Source organism: Streptomyces akebiae, assembly GCF_019599145.1.
Lineage (GTDB): Bacteria > Actinomycetota > Actinomycetes > Streptomycetales > Streptomycetaceae > Streptomyces > Streptomyces akebiae.
In genome coordinates this window covers 6,511,874-6,528,274 of record NZ_CP080647.1, presented here as the reverse complement: position 1 = coordinate 6,528,274, position 16,401 = coordinate 6,511,874, and the positions used below count along the sequence as shown (strand labels likewise).

Sequence of the window (16,401 nt, the reverse complement as noted above, 5' to 3'; positions counted from 1 at the left end):
GAGGCTTGTGGGGTGATCAGTTCGGGGGCGACGGCTGCCGTGGGGCGATCGGTCCGTGGGGGCGACCGGTCCGTGGGGGCGACCGGTCCGTGGGAGCGATCGGTCCGTGGGGGCGATCGCTTCGGCTCGGCGTGGTCAGTCGGCGGCGCGGTCCAGCGCGTCCAGGACGGCGGGCAGGTCCAGGCCCAGCGCGGCCATGACCTCCTCGTGGTCGCCGCCCTGGGAGGGCCAGCCGCGGCCGGCGCTCACGGAGGTGACCAGGCACTCCGGGAGCAGCAGCGCGAGTGCCTCCGCGATGCCGCCCTGGCCCCGGTGCTCCTCGACGACCACGAACCGGGAGTGGTGGCGGGCGAGTTCGGCGGCGGCGGGCGTCAGGTTCTCGTGGTCCAGGTAGACGAGGTGCGCGTGGGAGGTGCCGGGCACGGTCCGCCGGGCGGCGAGGGCGAGGCGGGTGCCCTCCTCGCCGACGGAGACGAGGCAGACGGCGCCGGGGTCGGCGGCGCTGAACTCCCAGTTCACGAGCGGGAGTTCGGCACCGTGCATCGGCAGGGACTCGTACGTCGCGTTGCGTCCCGTGCGGATGTAGTGCGGGCGTCCGGAGCGGACCGCCTCCCGGACCACCGCGCGCATCTCGGCGTCGCCGTAGGGCGCCGCGATGGTCACGCCCGGCACGCTGCGCAGGATCGCCAGGTCCTCCAGGCAGTGGTGGGTGGTCCCGAACCAGGCGCCGGAGACGCCGGCGTAGGGCGCGACGACCGTGACACCGGCGGCCAGATAGCCGAGCGTCAGCTTCAGGCTCTCGGCGGCGCGCAGGGCGGCGAACGGGGCGAAGGTGCTGACGAACGGCTTGTGGCCGCCGGCCGCGAGCCCCGCCGCCATGTCGACCATCGCGCCCTCGGCGATCCCGAGGTTGAAGAAACGCTCCGGGTGGGCGGCCTGGAAGGGGTGTCCCTTGCCGCCCAGATCCGCCTCCAGGCAGACGATCGTGTCGTCGAAGGCGGCGAGCCGGGTCAGCTCGTCCCGGTAGGCGTCGCGGCCGGAGAGGGTCACCGGCCGCTCGTCGGTGTCGGGCATCGGCCGCTCGGGCGCGGTGGTTGCCGTCGGGCTCATCGGATCGCTCGCTTCCACTTGGCGGCGCGCGCCTGGTCGATGGTCACGTAGTGGCAGGCGGCCTTGCCCTCGACGGCTCGCACGCCCTTGCCCTTGACGGTGTCGGCGACGACGGCGAGGGGGCGCCGGGCGGTCGTGCGGTCCTCGGCCAGCAGGGCGGTGAGGACGCCCAGGTCGTGGCCGTCCACCTCGGTGACGTCGAACCCGAACGCGGCGAAACGCTCGGCGAGCCGGGGCAGCGGGGAGATGTCGGCGACCATGCCGTCGTTCTGGCCGCCGTTGCGGTCGACGACGAGGACGAAGTTGCCGAGCTCCTGTGCGGCGGCGACCTGGCAGGTCTCCCAGACCAGGCCCTCCTGCAGCTCGCCGTCCCCGGCGACCGCGATGCCGAGCCCGTGGAGCCCCCGCAGCCGCTGCGAGAGCGCCCAGCCGGCGGCGTACGGGACGCCGTGGCCGAGGCTTCCGGTGGGGAAGCGGACGCCGGGCACCTTGGGGCCGGGGTGGCCGGTGTAGGGGTGGCCGGCGAGGCCGTACAGCGGGGCGGGGTTCTCGGGCAGGGCCCCGCTGACGTGCAGGGCCGCGTAGAGCCCGGCGGCCGCGTGGCCCTTGCTGAGGACGACCTCGGTGCCGTCGCCGGCGGAGGCCCGGTGCAGGGCGGCGATCAGGATGTCGAGGACGGAGAGGCTGCCGCCGAGGTGGCAGCCGCGCGGGCTCGCCGCCATGTCGACCACCAACCGGCGGGCCAGGACGGCTCGTTCGGCGAGGATGGCCACCAGGTCGGCCGGGGCCACCAGGCCGGCCGGAGCCACCGGGCCGGCCGGGGCCGCCGGAGCCGCCGGGACCGTCGGGACCGTCGGGACCGTCGGGACCGTCGGGACCGTCGGGACCGTCGGGACCGTCGGGACCGTCGGGACCGTCGGGACCGTCGGGACCGTCGGGACCGTCGGCGCGGCAGAAACCACCGCGTCCGCCGGGGCGGCAGGGACCGCCAGGGCCGCCGGGACCGTCGGGACCGTCAGGTCCGCCGGGACCGCCAGGTCCGCCGGGACCGTCGGGACCGCCGGCGCGGCAGAAACCACCGCGTCCACCGGGGCGGCAGAGACCGCCGGGACCGCCGGGGCGGGAGGGACCGCCGGGGCGGCAGGGGCCGCCGGGGCGACCGGCGCGGCAGGGCCCACTTCGGCGCCCGGCTCGGCCTGGGTCACCGGATCGGCCGGGTCGCCGTCCCCGGCCCGGAGTCCGTCGAGTACCGCCGTGCTCATCGCCGGCTCCCCTCGCGCAGGTCGGGCAGATCGGGCAGGGCAGGCGGGGCGGGCACGTCGGACAGGGCGAACCACCGGTGGACCGCGTCGGCGAGCAGGGTGCGGGCGGTGCGGTACTCCATGGGGTCGATGCGTTCCTCGTCGGTGTGGTCCAGGGAGGAGTCCCCGGGGCCGTACGCCACCATCGGGACGTCGTGCCAGGTGGTGGCCAGCGTGTTCATGTCGGACGTGCCCTTCTTCACCACGAAGCGGGGCCTGATCCCGGCCTGTGCGAAGGCCCGGGTGAAGACCTTCACCAGCGCGCTGGAGCGGCCTCCGGCGTGCCCGGGGGTGGCCCGCAGCACCTCGACGCGGACGTCGTCGGCGGCATGCCTCAGCGCGGCGGCCGTGAGCGCCTGCACATCGGCCTTGGGCGGCACCCGGAAGTTGAGGATCCCGATGGCGGTGGAGCGCTCGCGCCCGCTCTCCACGCGGACGTCGATGACCGCGCTGAGCGCGTCCGGCGCCTCGGCGAGCACCGACGCCCGGATCCGGGCGAGGACGTCGATCAGGTGGTCCGGCGCGGACACGGCGTCCATCCCGGCGGAGTGGCCGCTGGCCACGGATGCCGTGATCCGGAGCTTGAACAGCCCGAAGTAGCCGAGGGTCAGGGTCCCCGAGCCGCTGGGCTCGCCGATGACGACGGCGTCGGCCGGGTACCGGTCGCGGACGTGGAAGGCGCCCTTGGAGGAGGAGATCTCCTCCTCCACCGCGCCGACCACGCGCAGCTGGGCGTCCTCGGGGATGTCCGCGTGGGCGAGCACCTCCAGGAAGTTCGCCAGGCTGCCCTTGGCGTCGACACTGCCCCGCGCCCACAGTTCGCCGTCGCGCCACTCGGCCGGCCAGTGGTGGGGGACCGTGTCGAGGTGGCCGAGGAGCAGCAGCCGCCGGGGGCCGTCGCCCCGGGTGGCGACGAGGTTGCCGACCTCGTCGACCCGGGCGTCGATGCCGCGCTCCCGGCACCACTCGGCCAGGTAGGCGGAGAGTTCGGCCTCGTCCCGCGACACCGACGGCACACAGGCGACGCGGGTGAGCAGCCCGAGGTCGGCCGCCGGTTCCTTCGTACGCCAGAACCGGGTCCAGCCGGACGGTACGCCCATCGTGTGCGGACCGGTGATGGCGACGTCGGCGCCGCTGTCCGTCATGGCGATCTCGGCGGCCCGCACCTTCTGCCGCATCCTGCCGCCCGCGTACTTCGCGCCCTCGCCCGGATAGGCGTCGTAGAGCGTGGAGTCGGGGACGGCAGGGTCGGTCAGCAGTCCGGCGGTGCCGGTGACCAGCCGCAGGTGGTCCGCGCCGAGCGCGCCGGTCAGGACGGCGGCGAGCACGTCGGCGTCCACGTTCAGCGGGGCGCCGCCCGCCGGGTCGGCGACCGGCGGCGACAGACAGACGACGTCGTACGCCTCCAGCAGCGCGGTCAGGCCGTCGACGTCGACGGCCGTCGGCACACCGGCCCGGTGGTCGCGCACGACCAGGGTCCGGCCCGCGCCGGACACCGCCTTGAGCGGCCGGTTGGCCCTGCCGCTCACGAGCCCGCCGCGCGCGGCGACGGAGGTGAACACGCTGAGCCCGAGCGCGCGCAGCTCCCGCTCCACGGCCGGCAGCGTCACCCGCTCGTAGGCGTCGACGAGGTGCGTCATCTCCTCCGGCGGGCAGTACCGCACCACGTCCCCGTTGGCCAGCCGCAGGTGCGGCATCGGCCGGTCGATCGCCGCGTAGTGCCGTTCGATCCCGGTGGCCCCACCGGCCACGAGCAGCACCCGGGCACCCCGGGCCACCAGATCGGCGAGCTCCTTGTGGATGGTGCCGCGATCGAGAGTGGCGCTGCCTGCCTTGACGACGTAGAGGGGCCCGGTGGGCCGGAGGACGGGGCGGGCGGGGACGGAGAAGGTCGCGGACCGCGTGTCGGGGGCGGCGGCCGGGGCCGGAGTGGTTCCTGTTGTCGTCACCGGTCGTTCCAGCTGGGTCGTCATGGGGACACCGCCGTGGTCGGCAGGCCGGAGGTCTCGTCGAAGCCGTGCATCAGGTTCATCGCCTGGACGGCCTGGCCCGCCGCGCCCTTGATCAGGTTGTCCAGGGCGGCGACGGCGACGACTTGCCCGCCCTGGACGGCGATGGCGACCTCGGCGACGTTCGAGCCGACGACCGCCTTCAGCATCGGGAAGTCCTGCGGGGCCTTCGGCGCCGGGCGGACCCGGACGAACGGCTTGCCGACGTACGCCTTGGCGTAGGCCCGCTTGACGTCCAACGAGGTGACGCCGTCCCGGAGTTCGGCGTAGGCGGTGACGAGGATGCCCCGGGCCACGTCCAGGCTGTGCGTGGAGAAACGGAGGTCCACGGCCGCACCGGTGAAGTCGGCGATGGCCTGCCGGACCTCGGGCGCGTGCCGGTGCCCGTACAGCTTGTGCACCCGGAAGTTCCCGCTGCGCTCGGCGGGCGGCTCGTTACTGCCCCGGCCGCCGCCGGTCGAGCCGGTCTTCGCGTCGACGACGACCCGGTCGGTGGCCAGCGGCTCGGCGCCGGCGAAGAGCGGGTACAGGGCGTAGATCGTGGTGACGGCCATGCAGCCGGGCAGGTTCACGAACCGCCCCTCCGGCACGTCGCCGCTCAACTCCGGTACGTAGTAGGCGAAGTCCTCCAGCGGCGGGTGCTCGGCTGTCTTCGGGTAGTGCGCCCGCACCTCGTCCTCGGCCCGCAGTCGGAAGTCGCCGCCCAGGTTCAGCACCCGCTTGGCGTGCGCCGCGATCAGCGGCAGCCGCTCGGGCAGCGCTCCGGTGGGCAGGCAGCAGAAGGCCACGTCGACGGGGTCGGTCCGCGCCAGCTCGGCCAGCGGCCGGAACCTCAGCGCGCCCGCCTTGGGATGGTTGCGCAGCCAGGGGTGCACGCTGCCGATGACGGCACCGGCGGCCCGCTCGGCGGACAGGAAGGCGAGTTCGACGTGGGGGTGTTCGAGGAGCAGCCGGATGACCTCGCCCCCGGTGTATCCGCTGGCGCCGACGACGGCGACGCGGATCTTCTGGTTCGTGTTCCCGTGGTCGGTGTTCCCGATGTCAGCCAAGGCGGGCCGCCTTCTCGTACGGCCGCACGTAGTCGCGCTCCTGGACCAGCTTGCGGATGGCGTCGGGGCGGCGGGCGACCTTGCGGAAGGCGTCGGCGTAGCGCAGGATCCGCTCGTACTCGACCGGGGAGCGCAGCTCGCGGCAGAGGACGAGGGTCGAGTCGAGCATGCCGAGGGTGACGGGGAAGTCCTCCGGCCGGTGGTCGCGCACGGCGCCGGGGTTGAGGCTGAAGGGGTAGCCGTTCCCGAACCCGTCCCGGTGCCGGAAGGGCAGGTGGCAGGGGATCGGCGTGTTCTGCCACTCGCGCGCCGGCACGCCCTCCGCGACCAGCAGCTCGTGGACGGCCTCCTTGACGGCGTGCACCGGCAGGTCGTCGAGGCCGACGGCCCCGGGGTGCAGGGTGAGCCGGTACATGTTGTAGGCGTGGACGTGCCCGTCCGGCACGTGCGGCGGCGTGAACAGTCCCGTCTCGCGCAGGGCGTCCCCGAGCAGCGCCGCGTTGCGGGCGCGGATCTCGTCGTAGTACGGCAGCCGCTTGAGCTGGCTGCTGCCGAAGGCGGCGGCGACCCAGGACATCCCGTAGTCGATGCCGTGGCGGGCGAGATAGGAGACGGCCCGCCGGTACGACTCCTCCTCGGCGAAGAAGGCGATACCCCCCTCCCCGCCCAACGGGAAGTTCTTGTCGGCCATCAGGCTCTGCCCGGCCGCGTCCCCGAGGGAGCCGGCGACCCGGTCGCCGATCTTCGCGGAGTGGGCGTGGGAGGCGTCCTCGACGAGGGCGATGCCGTGCCGGTCGGCGAGCGCGCGCAGCGCGGGGACGTCGGCGGGCAGCCCGTGGACGTGTACGGGCATGAGCGCCCGGGTCCGCTCGGTGATCGCGGCGGCCGCGGCGGCCGGGTCCATGCAGTAGGTGACCGGGTCGATGTCGACGAACACGGGCACGGCGTGGGCCGCGACGACGGCCTGCGCGGTGGCGATGAAGGTGAACGCCGGCACGATGACCTCGTCGCCGGGCCGCACCCCGGCGCCGACGAGCGCCATGTGCAGGCTGGAGGTACCACTGGCCGTGGGCAGCGCGAACCCGGCGCCCACATAGGCCCGGTAGGCCTCGGCGAAGTCGGCGACGACCTTCTCGGGCGCCTGCCGCTGGGCGAGCATCAGGTTGAACACGTCTTCCTTGGTGATGACGGGGAAGAGCGTGCGGCGGAGCGCCTTGGGGATGATCTCGGCGCCGCCCAGGGCGGCGAGTTCGTCGTCGAGGTCCGCCGGATTCGGCAGCGGCAGCGGCGAGTTGGGGAAGTCGGTGATCATGACTGGTTCGCTCCGGAAGTCGCGGCGAGGCGGGGCTGTGCCGTCTGGGGCTGTGCCGTCTGGGGTTGTGCCGCCTGGGTCAGGGCCATCCGCACACAGGCGGCGACCAGCGGACTGAGCCGGTAGTTGAACTGCACGCCGGGGACGAGGTCGGCGTCCGCCTCCTCCTGCGTCCACATCGTGCGCAGGTCGTAGGCGCCGAAGATCTTCAGCCGCTCGGCGCGGGCCCAGAGCTTCGGGTCGTCGGTGAGCACGGCGGCGGCCGGACCGAAGCCGAGACCGGTCAGGTCGACGACCAGCGCCGGCGCGGTGGCCCCCGCGGCCAGCTCGCCGAGCCGGTCGGCGTTGGCCGGGTCCAGCGCCAGGTAGTCGTACGCGGCGGGCTCGTCGTACGACGTCACGCGCACGCCCAGCCAGGCCAGGAACGCGGCGGTCTCCGCGTCCGGCTCCGCCAGGGCGACGCTGTCCCCGTGGCCGATCCCCTGACCGGCCAACGCGGCGTGGATCGCCCCCGTCCGGCTGTTGAGCAGCACGGCTTTGCTCCGCCGCGTCTTCTTCGTCAACAGCCGTTCCAGACCGGGCAACTCCCGGTCGCTCTTCTCGATACTCATCACCACGCCCGAGGTCAGAACCCGGGTGAGCACGGTGGCGGTGTCGAACAGTTCCATAAGGTGTTGGGCCTCTCTGATCCGCTTGCGTGAAGTGGGGGTGGGAGTGAGGGGTGAGGGGGTGGGGTGTGGGGGCGCCTGGGAGCTCGGTGGGTGCGGGTCGTCGGCGGGTGCGGGTCCGTGGGGCTTCTCGCGCAGTTCCCCGCGCCCCTGAAAAGCAGGGGCTGCGCCCCGTGCTTTTCAGGCCCGCGTGGCCGTCGCCTTCAGGCCCGCGTGGCCGTCGCCTTTCAGGCCCGCGGGGCCTGGGCTTTCAGGGCGCGAGGACTTGCGCGACCAGCCCCCACGCACCCGCGGCCGACCACCGACCGCGGGGGCGGGAAACGGACCGGTGCCCTAGACGGCGGCGACGGCCGCCGGCGACGCCACCTGCTCGGCCACATACGCCGCGTACAACCCCGCCACATCCACCCCGTGCTCCGCCGACGACTTGGCGAACTCCGGATTGGCGTTGACCTCGAGCACGAGCAGCTCCCCGGCCACCCGGTCCTCCACCAGGTCCACCCCGTAGAACCCGGGCCCCAGCACATCGACCACCTGCTGACACAGCTTGTCGATCTCGGCGGTCACCTCGACCCGCTGAACCCGCGCCCCCAGATGCGTGTTGGTCCGCCAGTCCTCCGACACCCGCTGGATCGCCACCACGGGCGTCCGCCCCACCACCACGACCCGCAGATCGTGCCCGGGCTTGTCGACGTACTCCTGGACGACCACGGGGAACAGCTTCCCGCCCGCGTCCGCGGACTCCCGTCCTCCGGCCCACGCCTCGACACACTCGGCGTTGGCCATTTTGGTGACGCCCCGCCCCCACGAGCCGCTCACCGGTTTGACGACGGCCGGCATCCCCAACTCGTCCACGGCGGAACGCACTTGGTCGTAGCTGAAGGCGTGCCGGGTGACCGGGTGCGGAATGCCGTGGCGGGCGAACAGCAGCGACTGCAGCCCCTTGTCGTTGCAGGCCTCGATGACGGAGGACCGGTTGAGGGTGGTCACCCCGGCGTACTCCAGCCGCCGGGAGACACTGATCGCGTCCCGGTGGGACAGGTTGCGGATCACGGCGAGAGCGGGCGGGCCACCGCCGGTGCGGCCCGCCACGACCTCCGCCAGATCCTCCATCAGCAACGGCCGAGCCGTCAGCCCCTCGGCCCGCAGCGCCCCGAGGAGCAGCTTCTCCTCGGGCCGCAGCATCGTCACCGAGAGCAGGACCTGATCGGCGGTCGTCACTCGCCCCAGTCCTCTTCCACCTCGGGGGCGAGGTCGAGCCGTACGCCGGCGGCGGCGGACTTCTCGACCACCTCGTGCTCCTGGCCGCAGGCCGTGCACTCGGTGATCTCCCCCTTTTCCCAGTCCTCCTGGACCTCGAATTCGGTGTCGCACACCAAGCACTTCGGTGCGGCAATGGCGGTGGTCATTTCCTTGGGACTCCCTCGTTCGTTCAATGTGAAACCGACTGCCGGAACCCATGAACCGGACCCGTGAACCGGCAGCCGGAATTCACCGGACATCGAATGGACCTCTAATGGGACCTCGACCCGGCCGGACGGCTCTGCCGTCAACCGTTTTCTTTGCTAACTCACACCGTCAGCAGGTCACTTGGCGCCCCGTCAGTGGCGGACCAGGGCGGCGACACCGCGCGGACGCTGTGTGAGCAACCGATGAGCGCTGTGCGATCGCCACGCGCGCCTTAGGCGCGGTTTGCGTGCGCTTTACGCGCGTTGAGCGGACCGGTGCGCTCGGCTCAGGGCCAGCCGGGGTCGGCCGGCGCGTTGGACGCCTGGGCGCTTGCGACCGTGGTGCGTTCGGCCGTCTCGACGGTGACGGAAAGGGTCAGCACCGCGGCGGCGACAAACGCGAGCGCCCCGGCCGTTCTGCGCATGTACTTCATTTCCAGTACCCCCCAGAAGAATTATCGGACTCGCGGCTCTTCGCCGGTGTCCACACGAAGAGCATGCCCTGGGCGGCCGGTTGCCGGAAGCGATTGAAGGGGTCATGATCGTGCACTGCAGGATTCTGAAGGGGGATGGCATGTGCGGTGAGTCGGACATACCCGGGGGCGACGACTCCTCTGCGGAGGTATGTGGGGTGGGCATCGAGTTCTATCGCACCGCGCTGCTGGCGGGAAGGGCCCCGCGCGCGGACGCGCCGGGCTGTGTGAGCGCGTTCGGGCTCGTGGCCCCGGCGGTGGACGACCCGGAGGCGATGGTGCCGATTCCGCCCTCGGTGGCGACGGCGGCGCTGGCGCACCCGATGGAGCGGCTGATCCTGGAACAGCAGCAGGCCCTGGCCGCCGTACGGGCGTCGATGTCGCAGGCGGAGAGCGTCTACCGCACCGCCCGCCGCCAGGAGAGCGAGTCGTCCCAGCGGCTCACGCCCGCGCCGGCGATCACCGCCGCGCTGGACGAGGCGATCCGCGGCACGAGGATCGAACTGCTGACCGCGCACCCGGGCGGCAGGCGTCCCGAGGAGGTCCTGGTCAAGGCCCTGCCGCGGACGCTGGAGGCGCACCGCAAGGGCGTCAAGCAGCGCACGCTCTACCAGCACACCGTCCGCGCGCACGGCCCGACCCTCGACTACATCAAGCAGGTCACCGACCTGGGCGTCGAAGTACGCACGGTGGACGAGGTGTTCGACCGGATGATCATCTGCGACCGGTCCGTCGCGTTCATCCCCGACATGGGCAAGGACCACGGCACCCACGCCCTCAAGGTCACCGACCCGGGCGTCGTGCACTTCCTGGTCTCCGCCTTCGAGTACGCCTGGGAGCGGGCGCGGCCGGTCGTCTACGAGCACGACCAGCAACGCCCCGCTCTCCTGACCGACGAGACGCGGCTGCATGTGCTGCGCCTCATGGTCGACGGCTACACGGACGCCGCCATCGCCAGCCGGCTGGGCATCAGCCCCCGTACCGTCGCCAGCCACCTCAAGAAGGTGGGCGACCTGCTCGGCAGCAACAGCCGTGCCCAGCTCGCCTACCTCACGGCCAAGAGCGGCTTGCTGGAGGACGTGGCGGCGGCCGACTGCGGCTGCGAGAGGCAGAGTTGACCGCGCGGGCCCACCCGCGTCCGGGCCTGACTCAGTCGACCCGGACGCGGAGGGAGTAGAAGCGGGTCGTCTGGACGGCGTTCTGGTTGTCGTCGCTGACCAGCAGCACCTCCAGCCGCCCCCCGGGCCGCCCGGCCCCGGTGACGGTCATGCCCTCGATGTTGTCGAGCAGCGGGTTGGGCTGGGGCTGCTTGGCCGTGGCGCCCAGGGAGGGGCAGTTCACGAGGTCGGCGAGGAGCGTCTTGCGGACGAGCCGGACGCCGTCGCCATGACCGGTGCCGTCACCGATGCCATGACCGGTGCCGTCACCGGCGTCGGCGCGGTTGCCTGCGCGGTCGCCGTCCTGGCCGGTGAGGACGGCGACGCCGCCGGTGTCGGTCGCGCGACGCGTGTCGGCGGCGTAGAGGCGGACCGTGTTGCCGACCCCGGCGGTGAATCCGCGCTCCAGGACGAGCAGCCGCCCACCCGGGAGACCGGCCACCTCGACGACGCCGAGGCCGGTGTCCGCGCGGTAGCCGTACTGGGCGGAGAGCCTGAAGTCCCCCGCGCCGCCGTGCCGTTGCCAGGTCTGGAAGCGCACCACCCCGGCGGTGTCCCCGGCGAGCGTGCCCTCCATCGAGGCGAGCAGGGTGCGTCCGCCGGGCAGCAGGGTGAGCCCTTCGAAGGTCTGGTTGGCGACCGCCCGGCCGGCCGGGGCGACCTTCAGCGCGTCCGGCACGGGCAGGCTGCCCAGGATCCGCCCCCGCCGGTCGTGACGCCGTACGGTCGGCTCGGTCTCGGAGGTGATGAGCCGGGTGCCGTCCCGGTCGACGGCGAGCGCCTCGGAGTCGAGCGCGGCACCCGTCTCCGTGGCGAGTGGGAGGACGCCCTCGGGCGCCCGTGTGCGGCGGTCCAGGGTGAAGAGTGCGGACCGGTCGGAGACGGCGAGGAGTGAGCCGTCACGGTCGACGGCGAGGCCGGAGAGGTTCCCGACGAAGGTGTCCGCGTAGGTCGTCTTGTCGAGGGCGTCGGAGTAGCCCTCGATCGACACGGACGACGAACAGGCGTGGTCGCGCGGCGGGTCGGCCTGGACGGGCCCGGCGGCGGCGAGAGTGGTGGCGGCCGCCGCCAGGCCTGCGGAGAGGGTCGCGACGAGGCTTCTGAGAGGCATGGCGTCACGGTAGGACGACGCCGGTGAGCCGCGGACGGCCTCGCCGTGAACGTCCGATATCAGCCGGTGCCAACCCCGGCCCCCGTGCCGTCGGCGGCACCGGTCTCCGGTACCGGCACGGTGGCCTCCTGCGGCCGGTCGGTGGGCACGTACCGCTGCACGCCCGCCGCGCCCGAGGAGCTCTTCGGAGCGGGCACGAGATCCTTGTGGATGGCCTTGGCGACACCCTGGATGGTGTTCACCCCGTACTGCATGTCGGGGTTGCCGTGGGTGAGGACGGTGATCGTGTAGTCCCGTCCGCCGCCCTTGAACGTGCCGACGCTGTGCACCCGCCAGCCGTGCGTGGCGCGGGACAGCCACCCGTTCTTGACGTGCACCTTCACGGTGGACGGCGCCCCTGCCGGGGTGCCCCAGCGCTGCGAGGAGACGACCTTGTTCATGAGCTTGAGGATGTACGCCCGCGCGTTGTCGCTCAGGACGGTGTTCTTCGCGGTGAGCAGCGCGAGCAGCCGCTGCTCGTCCCGGACGGTGATCTGGGTGAGGCCCCAGTAGTTGTTCGCGCCCGGCTTGGTCTGCGTCATCTTGGCGGCCGTGAGGAACGCCTTGATCTTCTTGACGCCGAGCTGCTTCCACAGGGTGCTGGTGGAGGCGTTGTCCGACTTGGTGATCATGGCGGTGGCGAGCTTGGTCTCACGGTCGGTGAGATACCTGTTCGTCTTCTTGGCGTCGTACAGCAGCGCGGCGAGCACGGTCACCTTCACGACGCTGGCCGAGTCGAAGGCGGTGTCCCCGCGCAGCGTGCAGGTGGTGCCGGTCGCCCGGTCGTGCAGGCCGACCGCCACCGTCCCCTTCCGCTTCGCCAGCGCCGTCGTGATGTCCTTCTGCAGCTTCTCGGCCAGCCCCGCCTGCTGGGACGTACAGCTGACCTGCGGCGCGGCGACCGCGGCCGGCGCGAACGCCGCGGCCGCCGACGTGAGGACCATTCCGGCCCCGATCCCCGCAGCGACCACACGCGCCCGTCTGGACGCCGGCGACACCCGGGATACCCCCGATATCCGGTGAGTCATCAAACCTGTCCCATTCCTTGAGCGACTGGAACCCGCCTCTGACGGGTTCACCACAGTCGACTCGTAAGGACGATCGATAGTTGTACGTGAGTTCCCTTCGTCACGGCACGGGGTAGGGAGGACGCAGAGGCCCGCCGGGCCGACGGAGAAGGAGTGCCGGATTGGCTGACACACAGCCCTCCCCCGCGTATCTGTGCGGTCAGCTCTACGCGACGCTGCACGCGCTCCAGGCCATCGGCAAACGCGACCGGCGGCTGGGGAACGACAGCTCCCTGAGCCGGGCCAAGCGGCATCCGGGCCCGCAGTTGCGTGAGCAGCTCAAGAAGGCGGGCGAGCAGTTGCTCGCCGCGCGCACCCGGGGCCCCAGGCACTGGCAGGCCGCCAGCGAGATGTTCCGCGCGATCGCGGACTTCGTCCCGCCCAGCGGCAGGTTCCCCGACTACCTGGACACGAAGGCGCAAGGCGATTTCGCGTCGGGCTTCCACAGCCAGTTCGGCAAGTACGCCGTCGCGCACGACGCATTGATGAAGTGACCGGCGGGCGAGGCAGTAGCCTCCCCTCATGACCGCCACCCTGCAGACGATCCACGACGTGCCCGTGCTGATGTGTGCCGCCGAGGGCGGGGTGATCGGGGGTGAGAGCGACGCCCTGGACCTCATCGGGGATGCCGGGTACCAGGGCGCCGCGTGGGTCGCCGTTCCCGTCGAGCGGTTCGACGAGCGGTTCTTCCGGCTGAGCACCCGCGTCGCGGGCGACATCATCCAGAAGTTCGTGCAGTACCGCGTCGGTCTCGCCGTCGTCGGTGACATCTCCCCGTACACGGCCGACAGTTCGGCCCTGCGCGACTTCGTCCGGGAGTGCAACCGCAACCGTCAGACGTGGTTCCTGGCCGATGTCGAGGAACTGCGGGAGCGGCTCAGGGGCTGAGCCCGCCCACTCAGGGACCGAGCCACCCGCTCAGAGGCTGAGCCACCCGCTCAGGGGCTGTGAGCCGCCCCCGCACCCGGCTCACACCAGCTCGGGGTGGCGTTCAGCCCGCCGCTCCGGCTGGCGCGTCGACGCGGCCTTCGGCGCCCAGCGTCTGTCGACCCGTACATAGCCGTATACGACCGAGGCCATGACCAGGAGGAGAAGCGGCCCGTACACCCACGGGTGTCGGGCCATTTCCACCGGCAGAAAGCGATACGCCAGCAGAAGCCCCACGAACACCGTCGCGCCATGGACGACCAGCGCGGTTCCCGCCCTGTCCCAGCCACGGTCGAACGTCCGCAGCGCCGCCTCGATCGTGATGGTGAACACGACACCGGCGATGAGATCCACGCCGTAGTGATATCCGAATCCCAGTGTCGCGGTGAGCGTGGCGACCAGCCAGAAGGTTCCCGCGTACCGCAGAAGGCGCGGCCCACGGCGGGAGTGGATGAAAATCGCGGTGGCCCACGCCGTATGGAGGCTGGGCATGCAATTGCGCGGGGTGATCTCGTCGTACACCATCGGGTGCGGGGCGGTGAGCGGCGGTGGCGTGTCGGGCCAGATGTTGGCCAGTGCCCAGTGCTCCCCGCCGGTGCCGAACGCGCCCGTGCCGTAGGCGAAGACCGGTCCGACCACGGGGAAGATCATGTAGATGCTCGGCCCGAGCAGGCCGATCACCAGGAAGGTGCGCACCAGGTGGTGGCGCGGGAAGCGGCGTTCGGCCGCCACGTGCCGCAGTTGGTAGAGCGTCACGACGACCGCCGCCACCGCGAGCTGGATGTAGACCCAGTCGAGCAGATGGGTGCCGACGGGGCCGGTGGCCCTGACCATCCGGCCCACCAGCCACGAGGGGTTGCCCAGGGCGTGGTCGGCGGTCGCGAGGTACGGGTCGAGCACCGTGGGCCGGGTCTTGGACGTGATCAGCAGCCAGGCGTCACCCGTCTTGCGGCCGGCCACCAGCAGCAGGCCGAGCCCGACGCCTTTCAGCAGGAGCACTCGTTCGCGGCCGGTGCGACGGGTGACGGCGATGACCGCGCAGCCGAGGATCACCCACAGCGCACCGTTGCCGAACATCATTCTGGCGTCGAGAAACCATCGGACCAGGAAGAAGACGATATCGATTCCGATGGCGGCACCGGCCGCGATGAACCGTTCTCGCCAGGTGAGCACCACCATCGTCAACGCCATGCTGGCATAGAGCAACGGCCCCGATTTCGGGGCGAGTATCACCTCGCTCGCCTGGTTGGTGATCGGCCCCGGCAGGCCGTATCCCCTCGCGGCGATCTCCAGCGCGACAAAGAATCCGACGGCCGCGACACTCGCCCCGGCCCACAGAATCGTCCTCGGTCGACGCCACTTGACGGACGCGAACGTGCTTCGTATTCGCGGGAGCGCCCGCGAGATCAGGGATATCAATTATCCGGCCGTCGTCTCGTTCGATCGGCCGGGTCTCTTCTTGGTGGGCAACATGGCTTTCCGGTGTGGGGGTGAACGGGTGGACGGACGGCGGGTGGACGGGCAGACGGACGGACAGGCGGGTGCCACGGGCGAGCGGACAGACCGACGGACCGGACCACGCCAGGCGTGATCGCTGTAAGGAAGACGGCTCATCCCCCGTCGAGGTTGCTCTGCACCCGACAACTACGCAAGACCTCCAACCGGCCCAGCACGGCTGAATCCGCACGTCAATGGGGGTCTCCCCTTAAATAGGGGCAGGTGAAGGGGGATTGAGGCACGAGGGTTGCCCCGTTGGCCGAATCGTCACCAGATCGCCTTCCGGCCGTAACACCTGGACTGACCCGTCCATGCCAATCTCTCGGTTACCCACACAGTCAACCCGCGTAGAACGAGGCTCCCCGAAGCAACTCCTCGTCCTGCGCGGCCCTCTGGGAAGGGACACCCCTCATGCCTGCTGCGCGGATACGCAGTTGGAAGTCGGTCGCTCTCGCGACGTCGGCCGTGCTCGTCGGTATCGTCCTCCCGGCGGCCACCGCCACCCCCGCCTCGGCGACGACGACCGCGTACGACGACACGTACTACGCGAGCGCGATCGGCAAGACCGGTACGGCCCTGAAGTCCTCGCTGCACTCGATCATCGACGGTCACACGACCATCTCGTACTCGGCGGTCTGGAACGCGCTGAAGGTCACCGACCAGGACCCCAACAACACCAACAACGTGAAGCTGCTCTACAGCGGCATCTCCCGCAGCAAGTCCCTCAACGGCGGCAACTCCGGCAACTGGAACCGCGAGCACGTGTGGGCCCAGTCGCACGGCGACTTCGGCACCTCCGCCGGCCCCGGCACCGACCTGCACCACCTCCGCCCCGAGGACGTCACGGTCAACGCCATCCGCGGCAACCTCGACTTCGACAACGGCGGCAGCAGCTTCACCAACAGCGGCGGCAGCCTCTACGACTCGAACTCCTTCGAGCCCCGGGACGCGGTCAAGGGCGACGTGGCCCGCATGATCCTCTACATGGCCGTCCGGTACGAGGGCGACGACGGCTGGCCCAACCTGGAGCCCAACGACTCCGTCAACAACGGCGGCACCCGCTACCACGGCCGCCTGTCCGTACTGAAGGCCTGGAACGACGAGGACCCGCCGGACTCCTTCGAGGAGCGCCGCAACGACCTCATCTACAGCAACTACCAGGGCAACCGGAACCCGTTCATCGACCACCCGGAGTGGGTCGAGGCGATCTGGTAGCCCCACCCCGAGCACGGT

At 71.6% G+C, this 16,401-nt stretch carries 16 protein-coding genes; 4 read left to right on the top strand and 12 right to left on the bottom strand.

Features of this window, described 5'->3' with window-relative positions:
• Positions 1-135: 135 nt before the first annotated feature.
• From K1J60_RS28175 to K1J60_RS28135, 9 genes are all read right to left on the bottom strand, one after another.
• Positions 136-1,110, bottom strand: a complete 975-nt coding sequence (locus K1J60_RS28175; RefSeq protein ID WP_259407954.1) for a transketolase family protein — start codon at positions 1,108-1,110, stop codon at positions 136-138.
• Positions 1,107-2,372: a 1-deoxy-D-xylulose-5-phosphate synthase N-terminal domain-containing protein gene (locus K1J60_RS46090; RefSeq protein WP_259407953.1), complete on the bottom strand. Its 1,266-nt coding sequence runs from the start codon at positions 2,370-2,372 to the stop codon at positions 1,107-1,109. The genes K1J60_RS28175 and K1J60_RS46090 overlap by 4 nt, the downstream gene beginning before the upstream one ends.
• Complete coding sequence (locus tag K1J60_RS28165; RefSeq protein ID WP_220648634.1) at positions 2,369-4,384, bottom strand: M20/M25/M40 family metallo-hydrolase; 2,016 nt, start codon at positions 4,382-4,384, stop codon at positions 2,369-2,371. The genes K1J60_RS46090 and K1J60_RS28165 overlap by 4 nt, the downstream gene beginning before the upstream one ends.
• Positions 4,381-5,469, bottom strand: a complete 1,089-nt coding sequence (argC, locus tag K1J60_RS28160) for an N-acetyl-gamma-glutamyl-phosphate reductase (RefSeq protein WP_259407952.1) — start codon at positions 5,467-5,469, stop codon at positions 4,381-4,383. Before argC ends, K1J60_RS28165 begins: the two co-directional genes overlap by 4 nt.
• Positions 5,462-6,781: a DegT/DnrJ/EryC1/StrS family aminotransferase gene (locus K1J60_RS28155; protein WP_220648633.1), complete on the bottom strand. Its 1,320-nt coding sequence runs from the start codon at positions 6,779-6,781 to the stop codon at positions 5,462-5,464. The genes argC and K1J60_RS28155 overlap by 8 nt, the downstream gene beginning before the upstream one ends.
• A complete protein-coding gene (locus tag K1J60_RS28150) occupies positions 6,778-7,449 on the bottom strand; it encodes a PLP-dependent aminotransferase family protein (protein ID WP_259407951.1) in 672 nt (223 codons plus the stop codon). The genes K1J60_RS28155 and K1J60_RS28150 overlap by 4 nt, the downstream gene beginning before the upstream one ends.
• Positions 7,450-7,782: 333 nt before the next feature.
• A complete protein-coding gene (locus K1J60_RS28145; RefSeq protein WP_220648632.1) occupies positions 7,783-8,670 on the bottom strand; it encodes a RimK family alpha-L-glutamate ligase in 888 nt (295 codons plus the stop codon).
• Positions 8,667-8,858 carry a lysine biosynthesis protein LysW gene (locus K1J60_RS28140; protein WP_220648631.1) on the bottom strand — a complete coding sequence of 64 codons (192 nt, stop codon included), beginning with the start codon at positions 8,856-8,858 and terminating at the stop codon, positions 8,667-8,669. Before K1J60_RS28140 ends, K1J60_RS28145 begins: the two co-directional genes overlap by 4 nt.
• Before the next feature lie 326 nt (positions 8,859-9,184).
• The gene (locus K1J60_RS28135) at positions 9,185-9,331 is read right to left on the bottom strand and encodes a hypothetical protein (RefSeq protein WP_220648630.1); all 147 of its coding nucleotides are present in this window, start codon (positions 9,329-9,331) and stop codon (positions 9,185-9,187) included.
• Positions 9,332-9,528: 197 nt separating this feature from the next.
• Here K1J60_RS28135 and K1J60_RS28130 point away from each other — a divergent pair, with 197 nt between their 5' ends.
• Positions 9,529-10,488, top strand: coding sequence for a LuxR C-terminal-related transcriptional regulator (locus K1J60_RS28130; RefSeq protein ID WP_259407950.1), 960 nt, complete (start codon positions 9,529-9,531; stop codon positions 10,486-10,488).
• Positions 10,489-10,519: 31 nt separating this feature from the next.
• Here the strand turns inward: K1J60_RS28130 and K1J60_RS28125 are convergent, their stop codons facing one another.
• Both K1J60_RS28125 and K1J60_RS28120 read right to left on the bottom strand, forming a co-directional pair.
• Entirely contained in the window at positions 10,520-11,638 is a 1,119-nt protein-coding gene (locus K1J60_RS28125) for an esterase-like activity of phytase family protein (protein ID WP_220648628.1), read from the bottom strand.
• 59 nt (positions 11,639-11,697) lie between these two features.
• Entirely contained in the window at positions 11,698-12,705 is a 1,008-nt protein-coding gene (locus tag K1J60_RS28120; protein ID WP_398683417.1) for a serine hydrolase, read from the bottom strand.
• Positions 12,706-12,866: 161 nt separating this feature from the next.
• On the opposite strand from K1J60_RS28120, the gene K1J60_RS28115 reads away from it, so the two are divergent.
• Positions 12,867-13,238: a type I-C CRISPR-associated protein Cas8c/Csd1 gene (locus K1J60_RS28115; RefSeq protein WP_220648626.1), complete on the top strand. Its 372-nt coding sequence runs from the start codon at positions 12,867-12,869 to the stop codon at positions 13,236-13,238.
• Between the two features lie 28 nt (positions 13,239-13,266).
• Entirely contained in the window at positions 13,267-13,632 is a 366-nt protein-coding gene (locus K1J60_RS28110; RefSeq protein WP_220648625.1) for a DUF4180 domain-containing protein, read from the top strand.
• An 81-nt stretch (positions 13,633-13,713) separates the two neighbouring features.
• Here K1J60_RS28110 and K1J60_RS28105 read toward each other — a convergent pair whose 3' ends face one another.
• Complete coding sequence (locus K1J60_RS28105) at positions 13,714-15,012, bottom strand: phosphatase PAP2 family protein (RefSeq protein ID WP_259408325.1); 1,299 nt, start codon at positions 15,010-15,012, stop codon at positions 13,714-13,716.
• A gap of 567 nt (positions 15,013-15,579) precedes the next feature.
• On the opposite strand from K1J60_RS28105, the gene K1J60_RS28100 reads away from it, so the two are divergent.
• Positions 15,580-16,383 (top strand): endonuclease I family protein, encoded by an 804-nt coding sequence (locus K1J60_RS28100; protein WP_220648624.1) that lies wholly within the window; start codon positions 15,580-15,582, stop codon positions 16,381-16,383.
• Positions 16,384-16,401 lie beyond the last annotated feature (18 nt).

Coding starts and splice junctions, on each gene's coding strand:
- K1J60_RS28120 (WP_398683417.1), bottom strand. CDS start 12,705: ATGACTCACCGGATATCGGGGGTATCCCGGGTGTCGCCGGCGTCCAGA.
- K1J60_RS28175 (WP_259407954.1), bottom strand. CDS start 1,110: ATGAGCCCGACGGCAACCACCGCGCCCGAGCGGCCGATGCCCGACACC.
- K1J60_RS28100 (WP_220648624.1), top strand. CDS start 15,580: ATGCCTGCTGCGCGGATACGCAGTTGGAAGTCGGTCGCTCTCGCGACG.
- K1J60_RS46090 (WP_259407953.1), bottom strand. CDS start 2,372: ATGAGCACGGCGGTACTCGACGGACTCCGGGCCGGGGACGGCGACCCG.
- K1J60_RS28135 (WP_220648630.1), bottom strand. CDS start 9,331: ATGAAGTACATGCGCAGAACGGCCGGGGCGCTCGCGTTTGTCGCCGCC.
- K1J60_RS28150 (WP_259407951.1), bottom strand. CDS start 7,449: ATGGAACTGTTCGACACCGCCACCGTGCTCACCCGGGTTCTGACCTCG.
- K1J60_RS28155 (WP_220648633.1), bottom strand. CDS start 6,781: ATGATCACCGACTTCCCCAACTCGCCGCTGCCGCTGCCGAATCCGGCG.
- K1J60_RS28110 (WP_220648625.1), top strand. CDS start 13,267: ATGACCGCCACCCTGCAGACGATCCACGACGTGCCCGTGCTGATGTGT.
- K1J60_RS28125 (WP_220648628.1), bottom strand. CDS start 11,638: ATGCCTCTCAGAAGCCTCGTCGCGACCCTCTCCGCAGGCCTGGCGGCG.
- K1J60_RS28165 (WP_220648634.1), bottom strand. CDS start 4,384: ATGACGACCCAGCTGGAACGACCGGTGACGACAACAGGAACCACTCCG.
- K1J60_RS28140 (WP_220648631.1), bottom strand. CDS start 8,858: ATGACCACCGCCATTGCCGCACCGAAGTGCTTGGTGTGCGACACCGAA.